The following is a 14,517-nucleotide window of genomic DNA, read 5'->3' as shown; positions in this document are numbered from 1 at the left end:
GATGCGCTTACTTTCTTCACAGCGCTTATCCCTTATTTAAAGAAACACTACATAGATAATGACCCTGCAATAAAATTAGGTCACATTGGTTATTTATGGGTCAGAGAGCAAAGTACATCAGATAAGCCACATTACCACTGTGTCCTATGGCTCAATGAAGATAAGGTAAATAGTTCTTATGGAATACTAGCTCTAGCAAAACAGCTGTGGTGTGAGCAGTTTGATGGAACACTATCAATACCTGATAATAATTACTACATATCTAAGCGCCTACAAGCCGATTCAGGAGCATCTCAGCAAGAAGTTATATGTAGGCTTAGCTACCTTGCTAAAAAAGCTACTAAAGGATTACACAGCACACATATCAAGAGTTATAGCTACAAGAGACTACCTAAGAAAAAATAAGATTCTATTCTCTCAATAACTAGACTACATAAAAACATTAAATAAATAGCTTTCAGGTATAAACCTTACTACTACCCAAATTATAGAAATCAATGCAGCTAAATAATTAAAAACTGACAATGTCTTGAAGCAAGTACGAGCTAACAACAAGCGATTACGAACATTTTCACGAAACTCTTTAATTGTCCCAAATGCTTGAGGGCTTTTATCCTCGAGGCGTCCCATTAAGCTATTAAACTCTAATTTAATAGACGTTAATGACTGCTTTTCATTGGAAATTAAAAAGGCAAATACAACACAAACGATTATAGAAGCAATGCCAATACCAACATTAACAATTGTAGCTTCCAATCCTTTAGATAAGTCTTTACTAGTAAATATTGCTTGCGTTCTAGTAGCCGTTAAATAGAGCGCAGAAGGAATCATTAAAGCTCTTACTAATGAAGATGATATTAAATCATTAATTTTGACCATATATTCGCGATGTTTTTCTTCGTATTCTTTACGTAAATCATCAAAAGAAAAACCAACCACATAGGCATGATAAGCATCATCAAAATTAATTGAAAACTTAGTAAAATTCTCAAGTAAATAACCAAAGCGTTTACTGGATTCTACATGATTCAATAAGCGAAAAAGTGCATTTTGAAGGATATGGCATTTAGCGTCTTTATGGGCATCACTATCTAAATCATTTAGCGTACGAATAAGTCGTTCTAAACCATCAAACTCTATATCAAGAGCCTCAACTGGATATTTAGAAAATATATCTACCTTTTTTCGATATAAAAAGGTTAATTGACCATCTCTTTCATCATCTGCACATTTTGATAGTGAATCCCAAACACTAGTAATATTGATATAATGTTTAAGTTTACCAGTGTACTCTAACTCTTTATTTTCTCTATCATAAATAAGACATTCTGTAGCATTGAAAATAAGCATTCTCGCTGGTGGATGAACAGGACGTTCTATAGCTACCTTATCTACCGATGGATAAATATTTATATCACCTATCAAGTCGAAAATCTTGCAACTTACTATTTTTCCGTCAATTTTAGACGGAATTCGCGACACTTTTCGCTCAAGAGGATCGCCTTCAATAGTAACCATCTCATCAATTAATTTATTTTTATAAGCGATATTTAAATCGCTTATAGTTTGATCATCAATTGTAAGAGTTCCTGACAAACATTCTTGTTTATCATCCCACGTTGCATTTACCTTATTTAAAAAGGTCAGTATCTCGTTTACATTCATCATCTAGAAAATAAATTATTCAACTGCTGTTTGGTTTCTTCAGGCAACTGGCTAATCGTTAACTCCTCTGTATTTGAGTCCCACTTAACAGCATCATGTATAGCACTTTTTTTAATCGTAAACCGATACTTATCAGTTTTAGCTATAATATCTCCATATTTATTAATTACAGATTTATCCAACCCAACATATTCACTTAGCTTATAAGTTTCTTGCGCTATTTGTATAAAAATTTCCGCATGTTCAGCATTTGTAAACGCATAAGATGCTAGATTTTTCAGTTCTGCCTGATGCTCACCATTTTGTATTAAACCTTTACAATACGATGAAACCTTATCAGTTATACTTAAACTATCCTCTTCATTGAGTTGGATTTTTTTACATACAAACTCTATAGCCCTTAAAAGGTTAGCACTTTCAAATTTTGCATCACTTGGTTCATCACACCCAATAAAGTTTTGAAAATAAACCCTTACTTCTGATCCCCGACCAATCTTAAATAAAATTGAACGCTCATCAAGATCGTCCTCTTCTTTGCCAAAAGCTTGTAATGAAATTCGAGCACCTAAATTTAGCGAGTCAATATTAATTTGCTCGATATCTTCAAGCGTTAGCTTTTCACTAATATTGACCCCATTCATTCTATGCAAAAAAACAACACATAAATATTTATCTTCAGTATCATTATTCTCCACAGAATAATCATAAATAAGAAGGAATCCATCCTTTGCTTGTTTAGCTTGGTTTGTATTCAATTCATCAGCTAGAATTCGACCTAAACCTTTAGCGAAAATAGAAAAATCATCAATTTCCAGAGTATCTAATTTTAGGTGGTTAAATAGATCGAGAGAGAATTTAGCCTTAGGTGCATCAGTAAACCGACCAGTTCGAAGTCCAGTTGTATTAAATAGCGTTGTAAGCTTGCTTACAATCGATTCAGAAAAGCCACTAACATCATTCACAATTGGTTCTTTTGCCACCGCAAAATTTGTAGTATCACGAACAATTGACGATATAGTTAAATTGTTTAATTTTGCAGACATTGAGCCGCTTAATAGATATGAGGTAATAGGCGTATAATATTATAAAAATTAGGCTCTAAGTTATCCCCGACCAATAAAAGCATAATATTGTGACTTGGCTTTTATTACTTAATCTATAATGATGATATTCCTTAACACATATAGTTATTTTTTATAACAATCATTTTGTGTTGAAATTTCCCCTTTATATAAAAAATATAACCAACACTTTAAGGCTTTGGTTTTCTCCAATACATACTCACTTCGATTATAAATACCAGCAACACCAGCAACACTATGCCCTAATAAATGTTCCACGATATGAGGCAATACACCTAAATCATTTAATTTTGTTGCCATAGTGCGTCGTAGGTCATGTAACGTCCACTTTTCCTTATGACCAAATTTAGTCCAAAGCCTACGACCATATTGACTGACATTCTCAGCCGTTTTCAAGCTTCCCAAAATATAGCCAGACTTTTGAGTTTGTGCTTTTAATGCTAATAACCACGCTCTCAATTCATCAGGAATAGGTCGTGTTATCTTTTCACTCGTTTTACTATTTGACTTTGGCACTGTCCATAACCCATTATCAAAATCCCATTCATGCCATTGTGATAAACGAATTTCTTGGGTACGAGCACCAAAAACAACTAATAGCTTAATAAGCCTTTGATAATAAACAGGTGTACTGATTAATTCACAAAAATTACTCACATCTTGTAATTCAATATCTGTTAATACCCTATCGCGCTTAGCCTCTTTCTTTCCTACATCTGAAATAGTTAAATCATCTAATACATGACTGGTGGCATAACCACGCTTACGACAAAAAATTAGTGCTTGTTTTGCAGCTTGGAATACTTGCCCCGCAGCAACGGGAGCTGGTTGACGTTTTTTAGGTATCCCGTGATTTATCCGATCAAAACATTCAAGCCAATGAATTGTTTCAACACGTTCTAATGGTAAATCACCAATATATGGATAAATATGACGATTAAATTGTGCGCAATTCTTACTAACATTCTTTCGATGAAACTGCGCATATTCCACCAGCCAATACTCTAAAGCATCTTTTACTGTTACTGACGTCAATTGCTTTTGCAATTTCATTTTCAACTCAATCTTAGGATCATTTCCACTCATTACCCATGAGCGATATGAATCTCTTATTTCCCGAGCTTGCTTCAATGAAATTTCAGGATAATTACCTAGCCTTACTGATTGAGGATTAGAGTTATATCCACTAAGACGATAACGATACAGCCAACTTATATGACCTTTTGGAGAAATACGGACAGTTAACCCTAAACCATCAGACACCACTGTCTTTCCTGAATAGGGTTTATTATGAATAGACCTTAAATAAGCATCTGATAATTTATTTACACTCGCCATCATAACCTCTATTTGATACACAAATTGATACACTAATTTTGTTAAACGGGAAAAAACTTCCGCTAACATCAATGAACCTTAATATGCATAACCATTTGAAAGTTATCAAATTTAATTATCACTAAAAAACAATAACAAACGACAGCGAACACTAAAATAATATAAATCAGTCTCTACGGCATGAACTAGACCATATTGGTTTAATGATTGTAAAAAAGCCCATTTCATCATCACGATGAAATGGGCTTTTTTCTTTATTGCTAAATAATGCTTTCAATCACCATCGCAGTTAAATACTAAAGAATATGTTTACGGCTTGAAGTACATCAGAAAAATTAACGTTCTGATTTATTTAAAAACGTATACTTAAAATGCTTATGTATATGACCGCACTCGTTACAGAGCTTTACTCGTTTAATCAATAAACGTTGGTAAAATTTTCGATGTATTCTTTCTATATCATAAGATTGACAGTTATCGCACTTAGGCATGTGGCAAGCTCTCTATTGAGTTGACAATACACTAATCATACTCGAGTAACGATAACAACCATATGACAAAATACTAAAAAGGAATAGCTGAAGCGCAATCTTAATAAATAGCATTAATTCTGCTATTTATTCACTTATTACTATCGATTAGTTGGTGTAGTGCCGCTATCAATGCCGCAACACCAATCTCAACCTTACTGCGAGGACAACCTACATTTAAACGCACATAGCCAACACCCTCAACACCATATGTATCTCCACGCATGATGGCGACGTGATGATCATTAATCAATAATTGTTGTAATGCATCCATATCAATCTGCAGTGGATTTAAATCAATCCAAGCTAAATAAGTTCCTTGTGGCACTTGGTAATTGAGTTCAGGAAAAGCCTGATTTAATTGTTCGGCCACATACTCTAAATTACCATGCAGATAATCCTTAAGGCTTACCAGCCACGCTTCACCGTCATTGTAAGCTGCAATATGACCGATAACGCCGAGAATAGAAGGTGATGACAGCCCATGAGCAGCTTTAAGTTGGGTTAAATACCCTTGCTGGGTACATTGTTCAGCAATCACTGCATACGCACCTGTCAGTGCGGGAATATTAAAAGATTTAGACGCTGAAGAAACTAAAGCCCACTCTTGATCAATGGCAACTTGTGACCATGGAATATAATCACTAAAGGCAATGTCCATATGAATATCATCAGAAATCACCTTCACACCATATTGATGACAAATCAGAGCCATACGCTCGAGTTCATCACGCGTCCATACCCGTCCGGTTGGATTTTGAGGGCTGCATAATAACAACACCTTACATTCAGATCGCGCCGCTTGGGCCTCAAACTGTGGCCAATCAATCTCATAGCTACCGGCTTGGGTTTTCAATAATGGACTAGTTAACAACTGGCGCTGATTAGCACTGAGCATATTGGCAAACGCATCATAAGCTGGCGTATGAACCAATACGCCATCACCCACTTCAGTCCATAACTGCACCAGCTGCGAAATGATATAAATCACAGACGGTCCATAAACAATACTATTAGGATCAATATTGCTGTGATAGCGACGTAGGAACCAACCACTAATGGCATCTTTAAAATCCGCATGGTTCCATCGACTATAACCAAACACCGCATGATCTAATCGTGTTGAGAGTGCTTGTTGAATACAAGGGGCTACTGCAAAATCCATATCTGAAATCGTAAACGGTAATAAATCATCACAGCCAAACCGATCTGCAACATAATCCCATTGAGTACAATAAGTACCATAACGGTTAACAGGCGTAGAAAAATCAAACATAACAACCTCGAAAAAAACCAAGTCAAAACAATATAAACATCAAAAAAAAGCGGAGCCGTAAGCTCCGCCCATTTTATTATGCGCTAACGGGTAGCAACCCTTGAATTTCGTTTTTCACCATATGGACTTGAGGTCCAATCACCACTTGCAGATTATGATCATCAAGTTTCACAACCCCTAAAGCACCATTGGCTTTTAACACCGCATCATTGACTAGACTCATATCATTAACTGACAAACGTAAACGGGTAATACAGTTATCAAGTGACACTAAATTATCCGCACCACCTAATGCCGCTAAAATAATATCACCTTTATAACCCGTCGTTTTTTCACCTGTAACCGCAAACGCCAGTGCATCTTTAGTTTCAACCTCACGGCCTGGGGTTTTAAGATTAAAACGAGTGATTGCAAACCGGAACACGCTGTAATAAACCACAAACCAAATTGCAGCAACCATGGGCACTAAATACCATTTTGTTGCCGTACCTTGCAGCACACCAAAAATTAAGAAGTCGATAATGTTGCCGTCAGTATTACCAATCGTCACGCCCAATAAACCCATCACCATAAAGCCAAGGCCAGTTAAAATGGCATGCACAACATATAGCGCAGGAGCAACAAACAAGAACAAGAACTCTAACGGCTCGGTAATGCCACCGATAATACAAGCGATCACGCCTGATAATAATAACGCTTTCACTTTTCCACGATTTTCAACACGTGCACAATGGTACATCGCCAGCGCTGCGCCAGGTAAACCACCTAAGAACACTGGCATTTTACCTTGAGATAAAAAAGCAGTTGCAGAGCCAGAGAAGCCTTGAGAGGTTGGACAAGCCAACTCAGAATAGAAAATATTCAGTGCGCCACTGACTGTTTTCCCACACACTTCTAACGAACCACCAGCCTCAGTAAAACGTACCAAAGCAACTAAAACGTGATGTAAGCCAAACGGTAATAATAAGCGCTCGCCAGTACCAAATAAGAATGGGCCAAACGGACCGGCATGAGAGATTAAATTACCAATTCCAGCAATACCCATCGCAAAATAAGGCCATACTAGAGGTACGATCAAACCAACCACACCCAAAACTAAGGTTGAAATAATCGGCACAAAACGCGCACCACCAAAGAAAGCTAACGCATCAGGCATCTTATAGGTATAAAAACGAGCATGCAGTTTAGCAACAATAATACCTACAATTACCGCGCCCAAAATACCAGTATCAATCGATTCGACCCCAAGGATTAATTTAACCCCATAAGCCTTCTCTTCGGTTGGGTTACCAATCACCCCTGCAACGGTTAAATAAAAATTGATCGAGAGATTTAAAGCGGAATAACCAACAAAACCCGCAAACGCTGCCACGCCTTTTTCTTCACGCGCTAATCCTAATGGAATCGCAACAGCAAACATTATTGGCAGATAAATAAAGGCAACTAAACCAATTTTAGTCATCCACATAAACAGTAATTGCAACAGGGTGTTATCTAAAAATGGCATGCTTTCTTTTACTGCGGCACTCGATAATGAACTACCGATCCCCAATAAAATCCCCGAGAACGCCAACAATGCGACCGGCAGCATAAAGGTTTTGCCTAAACTTTGGAAAAATTCCCACAGTGTCGTCTTAGGTGCGGATTTTGGTGCAGATTTAGCCATAATGAGTCACTCACTAACGAGACATTCAACGTCGATAATAAAGAGGTAAATCGTTTTAGCTCTTTATTGAAAAAAAACGTCGACAAAGATGAGCTCAAGACTTCTGCCAACGCTTTTGATAAATTACGCAGCAAATGATAAAACGTTTTACCCAACTTTATCGCTAGCAAGATCACGGAAATATAGTGTGCTAGCACCCATTTCCAAATTTGTGATGCTGTTAGAATAATTGCAATCAGCATAACGTTTTTAAATGCAACTCAATGAATAGGATCCATCTTCTATGGCGACTAAGACACCCAAAATAAAAATAACTGATGTCGCAGCCTATGCTGATGTATCTGTCTCTACTGTCTCGTTAGTGCTCAGTAACAAAGGCCGTATATCTACCGCAACCATTGATAAAGTAAACCAAGCGGTTACTGCATTGGGCTATGTTCGTAATACCGCCGCAGCTAATTTACGCACTTCCCACTCAAACTTAATTGGCTTGGTATTAACAGATATTACCGATCCCTTTTATACTGAAATTACCGCTGGTATAAGCGAACAGCTAGAGCAACAAGGCTATTTATTATTTTTGGCTCAATCTAATCGCAACCCACACAAGTTAATCCAATGTGTACAATCAATGATTCAACAAGGTGTTGCAGGCATTGCCTTTAGTCCCGTAAGAGAAGCTACTGCAACAGTGATTGCAATGGCACAGCAAGCAGGTATCCCTGCTGTTTGTTTGGCTCGAGCGACAGTGAATAATGAGGTGGATTATATCGGCCCAGATAACCACCAAGCAGCGGTAGTGGCGAGTAAATATCTGATTGAACAAGGCCATCGCCATATTGCCTACGTCGGTGGTTCCGGTGAATCTTTAACTCGCGCAGAACGGCTTGGCGGCTTTGGTACCACCCTGATGCAATACGGATTACCGTTTAAAAATGAATGGATAGTAGAAGGAGATAATAACCAAATCCATGCTGCTGCAACGGTACAGCAACTGTTGACCCAACACCCTAAGATAACCGCTATCTTGTGCCATAATCCAACTATTGCACTTGGAGCGATATACGGTGTTAAGCGCAGCGGAAAAAGTGTGGGTAAAGATAATTATATTGATCAGCAAGTGGCGATTATTAGCTTTGATGATATTGTTGAAGCCACATTGAGCCAACCATCACTGACCGTTGTCAGCTCACCAATCAGAAAAATCGGCCAGCAAGCAGGCCAACGTTTACTTGCTCGAATGAAAAGTGATGATGGCATAACTCAACGTTTAATACTTGCGCCACAGCTTATCTGTCGCGACTCTGCTTAAATGCACCCCATAAAAAAGCTTCGTCAATAACGAAGCTTTTTTTACAAACAAATCTGCTCGAGGTGGCTTATAAGTAGTCACATAAGTAAGCAGTCGTCTTCGTCACTTTAACGTGGAATGCGCTATCGCCAGGGACTTCAAAATCATCACCTGCACCATAGGTTTCCCAATCAACATGGCCCGGTAATTTTACGGTAAGTTCGCCTTTCACTACCGTCATACGCTCAGGGGCAGCTGTCGAAAAAGTATATTCACCCGCAACCATTACACCAACACTGGCATGATCACCTGCAGATTCAAAGCCAATTGATTTTACTTGGCCATCAAAATATTCATTCACTTTTAACATTGAATTTCCTTATTGCTAAACGGGTAAAGCAAATTTTCGAAGCCCTGAAACTATCACAAATTTAAATGAACCCCTAACGAAAAATACTCGTCAAAAATATGACGAACTAACCTGATTTTGACTTAGATCTGCACTAAAAAACGCTACACTAGCAATCATTATTATTTATGGAGTCATTTACATTGAAAAAAATCACTATCGCTGCCATGGTTTTTAGCATCGTTGCTGTTGCTGGATGTTCAACTCAAAACAAACAAGACATGAAACAAGGTTTAACTGAAGTTGGTCATGCAACACGTGATGCAACCAAAGCAACTGGTCATTTCTTTCGTGATACCACTAAAGATGTGATTGAAAATGTCAAACAAGCGACCAGTGATTAATGATCACAATGGCATTGTCCTGAACTACAAGGCTCAGGTGTTACTGCGGGATTGGTCATATCATCACTGTCATTTAATGCCCCCAGAATCGAGCAATGACTGGCATCATCATTACGATGACCACAACAAGCATCATTGATTTTTTTTAATGCACCTCGAATCCGCTGTAGTTCAGCGATTTTACTATCAACTTCATTCAATTTAGCTTGAGTGATTGCTTTTACTTCAGCACAACTGTGCTGACTAGCTTCAAGTCGAATATCAAGCAATTCACAGATTTCACCTAGACTTAACCCTATCGCTTTCGCCCGTAAGATAAATTTAACCCGTGATAAATTATCTTCACTATAAAGGCGATAACCACTGTCACTGCGGCCCGCTGGCTCAATCAAACCATTCTTTTCATAAAAACGTAATGTATCACTACTGACATTACATAATTTTGCTAACTGCCCAATTAAGTACATTCCTACGCCCTTTCACTTACTCGATATGTCAGTGATCACCCTCAAATAGCAAACGTTTGCGCAATGTGAATATTCATGTAGAATAGGCATCAGATTGAAACATATCGTTCACTAATTCTTGGCTTTGCTCGATTCTAGCCGAGGATATTTCCCAACGCCAATCTAATCCGGCTGAGATTGGCGTTGGAAAATATCCTATTCACTGTGTATTAGAGAGATGGTAGCAATGGAAAACGTTCGTCCTATTCGCCGTGCGCTGCTAAGCGTATCAGACAAAACAGGTATTGTTGAATTCGCTCACGCCCTTGCCAATCGCGGCATAGAAATTTTATCTACAGGTGGTACCGCGCGTTTACTTGCAGAGCAGAACATTCAAGTCACTGAAGTTTCCGACTACACCGGTTTTCCTGAAATGATGGATGGCCGCGTAAAAACCCTTCACCCTAAAGTACATGGTGGTGTTTTAGGCCGCCGCGGCATCGATGATGCAGTGATGGCACAACACGGTATTAACCCTATTGATATGGTTGTAGTTAATCTCTACCCCTTCGCTGCAACCGTTGCTAATCCAAACTGTAGCTTAGAAGACGCAGTCGAAAATATTGATATCGGCGGACCAACGATGGTGCGCTCAGCCGCTAAAAACCACAAAGACGTAACGATTGTGGTTAATGCTAACGATTATGATCGCGTCCTTACTGAAATGAGCGCCAATGATGGCTCATTAACCCATGCAACGCGTTTTGATCTTGCTATTTCGGCTTTTGAACATACTGCAGCTTACGACGGTATGATTGCCAACTATTTCGGTACTATGGTGCCTTCTTACGGCGACAATAAAGAAGGTGATCAAGAGTCAAAATTCCCACGAACCTTCAATCAACAGTTCGAGAAAAAGCAAGATATGCGCTACGGTGAAAACAGTCACCAGGCAGCGGCATTCTATGTTGAAGCCAACCCACAAGAAGCGTCTGTGGCAACCGCGACTCAACTGCAAGGCAAAGCACTGTCTTACAACAATATCGCAGATACCGATGCAGCACTTGAGTGCGTCAAAGAGTTTGATCTTCCAGCTTGTGTGATTGTCAAACATGCTAATCCATGTGGGGTTGCACTTGGTGATAATCTGCTTGAAGCTTACGATCGCGCTTATAAAACCGATCCTACTTCAGCCTTTGGCGGCATTATTGCTTTTAACCGTGAACTTGATGCGGCAACCGCACAAGCTATCGTTGATCGTCAATTTGTTGAAGTGATCATTGCGCCTAAAGTCTCACCACAAGCAACAGCCATTATCGCAGCCAAGAAAAATTTACGCCTGCTTGAGTGTGGCCAATGGTCGACTAAAACCACAGGTTTTGATGTTAAACGTGTCAATGGTGGGTTATTGGTTCAAGATCGTGACCAAGGCATGGTATCGGTTGATGATCTCACTGTGGTATCAAAGCGCCAGCCAACAACTGACGAACTACGTGATGTGCTATTTTGTTGGAAAGTGGCGAAATACGTCAAATCGAACGCGATTGTTTACGCTAAAGGCAATATGACTATCGGTGTCGGTGCTGGTCAAATGAGCCGCGTTTATTCTGCCAAAATTGCGGGTATTAAAGCCGCTGACGAAAACCTAGAAGTGGCTGGTAGCGTTATGGCCTCTGATGCGTTCTTCCCATTCCGTGATGGTATTGATGCTGCAGCAGAAGCTGGCATTACCTGTGTTATTCAACCTGGCGGTTCAATGCGTGACGATGAAGTAATTGCCGCTGCTGATGAGCATGGCATGGCGATGGTATTTACAGGTATGCGTCATTTCCGCCACTAAGTTGTTATTACTTTAGTGACCAAGCAATGTCGATTTAGTCTCTGCTCTTTAGTGTAAAGAGTAGAGATTTTTAAGTATTTAGCGTAAAGCAATAAGGATTAACAATGAAAGTACTGATCATTGGTAACGGTGGCCGTGAACACGCATTAGGTTGGAAAGCGGCACAAAACCCACAAGTTGAGACAGTTTTCATCGCGCCTGGTAATGCAGGCACTGCACTGGAACCAAAATTAGAAAATGTCGATATCAGTGTTGAAGATATTGCATCTTTAGTCTCATTTGCACAAAAAAATCATATTGAACTGACCATTGTTGGCCCAGAAGTACCTTTAGTGATTGGCGTTGTCGATGCGTTTCGTGCTGCAGGATTAGCCATTTTTGGTCCGACTCAAGCCGCAGCCCAGCTTGAAGGTTCTAAAGCTTTTACCAAAGACTTTTTAGCCCGTCACAATATTCCAACCGCTGAATACCAAAATTTTACTGAAATCGAACCCGCTCTTGCTTACTTAAAGCAAAAAGGTGCACCAATTGTAATCAAAGCCGATGGCTTAGCCGCAGGTAAAGGCGTAATTGTTGCGATGACAGTACAAGAAGCCGAAGATGCCGTGCGCGATATGCTCGCTGGTAATGCGTTTGGTGAAGCGGGTCACCGTGTGGTTATCGAAGAGTTCCTTGACGGTGAAGAAGCAAGTTTCATCGTGATGGTTGATGGTAAGAATGTCTTACCAATGGCCACCAGCCAAGATCATAAACGCGTCGGTAATGGCGATACGGGTCTCAATACTGGCGGTATGGGTGCATATTCACCTGCGCCAGTCGTCACCCAAGACATTCACGATCGGGTGATGAAAGAAGTGATCTACCCAACCGTTGAAGGCATGGCAGCAGAAGGTGCACCGTATACCGGGTTCCTCTATGCTGGCTTAATGGTAATGGCTGATGGCACTCCTAAAGTGATTGAATATAACTGCCGTTTTGGTGATCCCGAAACGCAACCGATCATGCTACGGATGCAATCTGATTTAGTGGAGCTGTGTTTAGCTGCAATTGATGAGAAATTAGATAGTGTCGAATCTAAATGGGATCCACGGGCGGCTATCGGTATCGTACTTGCGGCTGGCGGCTATCCTGGCGATTACCACAAAGGTGATATTATCAGCGGCTTATCTCAGCCAGAGCCAGCGGGCGAAAAAGTATTCCATGCCGGTACTACGCATAATGCTCACGGCGATGTGGTGACAAATGGTGGTCGAGTATTATGTGCAACCGCAATGGGCGACTCAGTCCTTGAAGCACAACAACGCGCTTATGCGTTAGCCAAGCAAATTTCGTGGAATGGTATGTTCCACCGTGATGATATTGGTTACCGCGCTATTGCTCGCGAACAACAGTAACCACACTGTTCCTTCATAACCCAAAAAACGCGCTTAATCAGCGTGTTTTTTTGATCTACCATCAACGACAATTACTGCTTTAATAAATTAGGTGCCACCAAACATTGTAACTGTGGTCGCTGCAATAAAATATCATCAGCCTTTAATTGCCCTTGCTGCAACTGTCCACTTACCGCCATATACCCTTGCCCCGATAATTTTTCAGCGTTTGATTGAGCAATAACTTCAACTGGTTGTTGCTGCTGGCAAGGAATAAACTGCTGTTGTTGCCAGTGCCCTTGCACCCATGAATACCGATGTTGATTTAGTTGCTCAACTTTAGCCGCCAATCTTAGTGCTTGACGGTGTTGTTTCGCTATTTCCACATTAGTTAATGGCACAATGGTTTGTCCTTGCTGATAACGCTGAAACACCGCTAAACCATCACTATCAAACCGTAATTGCAATGTAAATGGAGTAACAGAGCCATCAATGCGCTGTTGTCCTTGTTGATAGAGCTCAAACAGCTTTCCTGAGCGCCAACGATAGCTAGCCTGATATTGTCCTAGGTTGGAGGTAAATACACGCTCATTGAGGGTTATAGGTTGATTAGGACGGAAGGTATACCAATAAAAATGAGGACCATCAGTTGCAGCTTCAGCAACCGTGACAGTTTTAGGCGTAATTACTGCATTTTCAGCCATGTCGCTTGCCGCACAGCCTGTAAGTAAAAATGCAACCACCAGAGAAAGCGTTATACGTACCATAAAAAAACGCCAGATGCTGTGGGGCATTCTGGCGTTATTTTAAATTACTTTAATGCGTCTTTAAGTGCTTTGCCAGATACGAACGCAGGAACGTTAGCAGCAGCAATTTGAATTTCCGCGCCCGTTTGTGGGTTACGGCCAGTGCGAGCCGCACGATGATTCACTTTAAATGTACCAAAGCCAATTAGTTGAACCTGGTCACCATCTTTAAGCGCATCAGTAACGCCTTCAAGAGTAGCTTCCAATGCTAATTTTGCTTGTGCTTTAGACAAGTCTGCTTTTTCTGCGATCAGGTCAATCAGTTGGGTCTTGTTCATTAGGTTTCCCTTCTAAGGTTTTGGGCTTAATACCGCCCAACTCTAATTCAAAAGAAGCCTGTGTGGCAAAGGTTTGTCGGCTTTTATCTGTCTAAATGGAGACTCTTTAACCATAAACTGAGCTAAAGTTCACAAAATGTTACTAATAACATTCAAAAAAGAGTTGTTTTTAT

Annotated in this window: 14 protein-coding genes; 5 read left to right on the top strand and 9 right to left on the bottom strand. The window is 40.0% G+C overall.

Going from position 1 to position 14,517, the window contains the following annotated elements:
* Positions 1 to 405 (top strand): YagK/YfjJ domain-containing protein (locus tag BTN98_RS18975; protein ID WP_167390214.1); only part of this gene is annotated, 405 nt, incomplete at its 5' end.
* A gap of 24 nt (positions 406 to 429) precedes the next feature.
* Here BTN98_RS18975 and BTN98_RS18970 read toward each other — a convergent pair.
* The 5 genes from BTN98_RS18970 to malX form a co-directional block, all read right to left on the bottom strand.
* Positions 430 to 1,668: a hypothetical protein gene (locus tag BTN98_RS18970; RefSeq protein WP_061000560.1), complete on the bottom strand. Its 1,239-nt coding sequence runs from the start codon at positions 1,666 to 1,668 to the stop codon at positions 430 to 432.
* Complete coding sequence (locus BTN98_RS18965; protein ID WP_061000562.1) at positions 1,665 to 2,708, bottom strand: nucleoid-associated protein; 1,044 nt, start codon at positions 2,706 to 2,708, stop codon at positions 1,665 to 1,667. Before BTN98_RS18965 ends, BTN98_RS18970 begins: the two co-directional genes overlap by 4 nt.
* 144 nt (positions 2,709 to 2,852) lie before the next feature.
* Entirely contained in the window at positions 2,853 to 4,154 is a 1,302-nt protein-coding gene (locus tag BTN98_RS18960) for a tyrosine-type recombinase/integrase (protein WP_061000564.1), read from the bottom strand.
* Positions 4,155 to 4,706: 552 nt separating this feature from the next.
* The gene (locus BTN98_RS18955) at positions 4,707 to 5,891 is read right to left on the bottom strand and encodes a MalY/PatB family protein (protein WP_061000566.1); all 1,185 of its coding nucleotides are present in this window, start codon (positions 5,889 to 5,891) and stop codon (positions 4,707 to 4,709) included.
* Positions 5,892 to 5,967: 76 nt separating this feature from the next.
* Entirely contained in the window at positions 5,968 to 7,557 is a 1,590-nt protein-coding gene (gene malX / locus BTN98_RS18950) for a maltose/glucose-specific PTS transporter subunit IIBC (RefSeq protein WP_061000569.1), read from the bottom strand.
* A 283-nt stretch (positions 7,558 to 7,840) separates the two neighbouring features.
* On the opposite strand from malX, the gene malI reads away from it, so the two are divergent.
* On the top strand, positions 7,841 to 8,869 hold the full coding sequence (gene malI / locus BTN98_RS18945) for a Mal regulon transcriptional regulator MalI (protein ID WP_061000571.1): 1,029 nt from the start codon (positions 7,841 to 7,843) through the stop codon (positions 8,867 to 8,869).
* 67 nt (positions 8,870 to 8,936) lie between these two features.
* On the opposite strand, the gene ppnP is transcribed toward malI, so the two are convergent.
* Positions 8,937 to 9,218 carry a pyrimidine/purine nucleoside phosphorylase gene (gene ppnP, locus BTN98_RS18940; RefSeq protein WP_061000572.1) on the bottom strand — a complete coding sequence of 94 codons (282 nt, stop codon included), beginning with the start codon at positions 9,216 to 9,218 and terminating at the stop codon, positions 8,937 to 8,939.
* 182 nt (positions 9,219 to 9,400) lie between these two features.
* Between ppnP and BTN98_RS18935 the strand changes: the two genes are divergently transcribed.
* The gene (locus BTN98_RS18935) at positions 9,401 to 9,601 is read left to right on the top strand and encodes a hypothetical protein (protein WP_231730737.1); all 201 of its coding nucleotides are present in this window, start codon (positions 9,401 to 9,403) and stop codon (positions 9,599 to 9,601) included.
* Here BTN98_RS18935 and zntR read toward each other — a convergent pair.
* On the bottom strand, positions 9,598 to 10,068 hold the full coding sequence (zntR, locus tag BTN98_RS18930; RefSeq protein ID WP_061000576.1) for a Zn(2+)-responsive transcriptional regulator: 471 nt from the start codon (positions 10,066 to 10,068) through the stop codon (positions 9,598 to 9,600). The two genes, BTN98_RS18935 and zntR, sit on opposite strands and share 4 nt — an antisense overlap.
* 226 nt (positions 10,069 to 10,294) lie before the next feature.
* On the opposite strand from zntR, the gene purH reads away from it, so the two are divergent.
* Together purH and purD are read left to right on the top strand one after the other, a co-directional pair.
* Positions 10,295 to 11,887, top strand: coding sequence for a bifunctional phosphoribosylaminoimidazolecarboxamide formyltransferase/IMP cyclohydrolase (gene purH, locus BTN98_RS18925; protein ID WP_061000604.1), 1,593 nt, complete (start codon positions 10,295 to 10,297; stop codon positions 11,885 to 11,887).
* A 104-nt stretch (positions 11,888 to 11,991) separates the two neighbouring features.
* Positions 11,992 to 13,281: a phosphoribosylamine--glycine ligase gene (gene purD / locus BTN98_RS18920; RefSeq protein ID WP_061000577.1), complete on the top strand. Its 1,290-nt coding sequence runs from the start codon at positions 11,992 to 11,994 to the stop codon at positions 13,279 to 13,281.
* A gap of 71 nt (positions 13,282 to 13,352) precedes the next feature.
* Here the strand turns inward: purD and BTN98_RS18915 are convergent, their stop codons facing one another.
* Together BTN98_RS18915 and hupA are read right to left on the bottom strand one after the other, a co-directional pair.
* The gene (locus BTN98_RS18915) at positions 13,353 to 14,027 is read right to left on the bottom strand and encodes a DUF1481 domain-containing protein (RefSeq protein ID WP_061000579.1); all 675 of its coding nucleotides are present in this window, start codon (positions 14,025 to 14,027) and stop codon (positions 13,353 to 13,355) included.
* Positions 14,028 to 14,071: 44 nt separating this feature from the next.
* On the bottom strand, positions 14,072 to 14,344 hold the full coding sequence (gene hupA, locus BTN98_RS18910; RefSeq protein ID WP_045032623.1) for a nucleoid-associated protein HU-alpha: 273 nt from the start codon (positions 14,342 to 14,344) through the stop codon (positions 14,072 to 14,074).
* Between the last annotated feature and the right edge of the window lie 173 nt (positions 14,345 to 14,517).

Origin of the sequence: Photobacterium aquimaris, assembly GCF_002954455.1 — a bacterium.
GTDB lineage: Bacteria > Pseudomonadota > Gammaproteobacteria > Enterobacterales > Vibrionaceae > Photobacterium > Photobacterium aquimaris.
This window is presented reverse-complemented; position numbering and strand designations above follow the sequence as displayed.

Coding starts and splice junctions, on each gene's coding strand:
- BTN98_RS18960 (WP_061000564.1), bottom strand. CDS start 4,154: ATGTTAGCGGAAGTTTTTTCCCGTTTAACAAAATTAGTGTATCAATTT.
- purD (WP_061000577.1), top strand. CDS start 11,992: ATGAAAGTACTGATCATTGGTAACGGTGGCCGTGAACACGCATTAGGT.
- BTN98_RS18970 (WP_061000560.1), bottom strand. CDS start 1,668: ATGATGAATGTAAACGAGATACTGACCTTTTTAAATAAGGTAAATGCA.
- purH (WP_061000604.1), top strand. CDS start 10,295: ATGGAAAACGTTCGTCCTATTCGCCGTGCGCTGCTAAGCGTATCAGAC.
- BTN98_RS18955 (WP_061000566.1), bottom strand. CDS start 5,891: ATGTTTGATTTTTCTACGCCTGTTAACCGTTATGGTACTTATTGTACT.
- ppnP (WP_061000572.1), bottom strand. CDS start 9,218: ATGTTAAAAGTGAATGAATATTTTGATGGCCAAGTAAAATCAATTGGC.
- malI (WP_061000571.1), top strand. CDS start 7,841: ATGGCGACTAAGACACCCAAAATAAAAATAACTGATGTCGCAGCCTAT.
- BTN98_RS18915 (WP_061000579.1), bottom strand. CDS start 14,027: ATGGTACGTATAACGCTTTCTCTGGTGGTTGCATTTTTACTTACAGGC.
- BTN98_RS18965 (WP_061000562.1), bottom strand. CDS start 2,708: ATGTCTGCAAAATTAAACAATTTAACTATATCGTCAATTGTTCGTGAT.
- zntR (WP_061000576.1), bottom strand. CDS start 10,068: ATGTACTTAATTGGGCAGTTAGCAAAATTATGTAATGTCAGTAGTGAT.
- malX (WP_061000569.1), bottom strand. CDS start 7,557: ATGGCTAAATCTGCACCAAAATCCGCACCTAAGACGACACTGTGGGAA.
- hupA (WP_045032623.1), bottom strand. CDS start 14,344: ATGAACAAGACCCAACTGATTGACCTGATCGCAGAAAAAGCAGACTTG.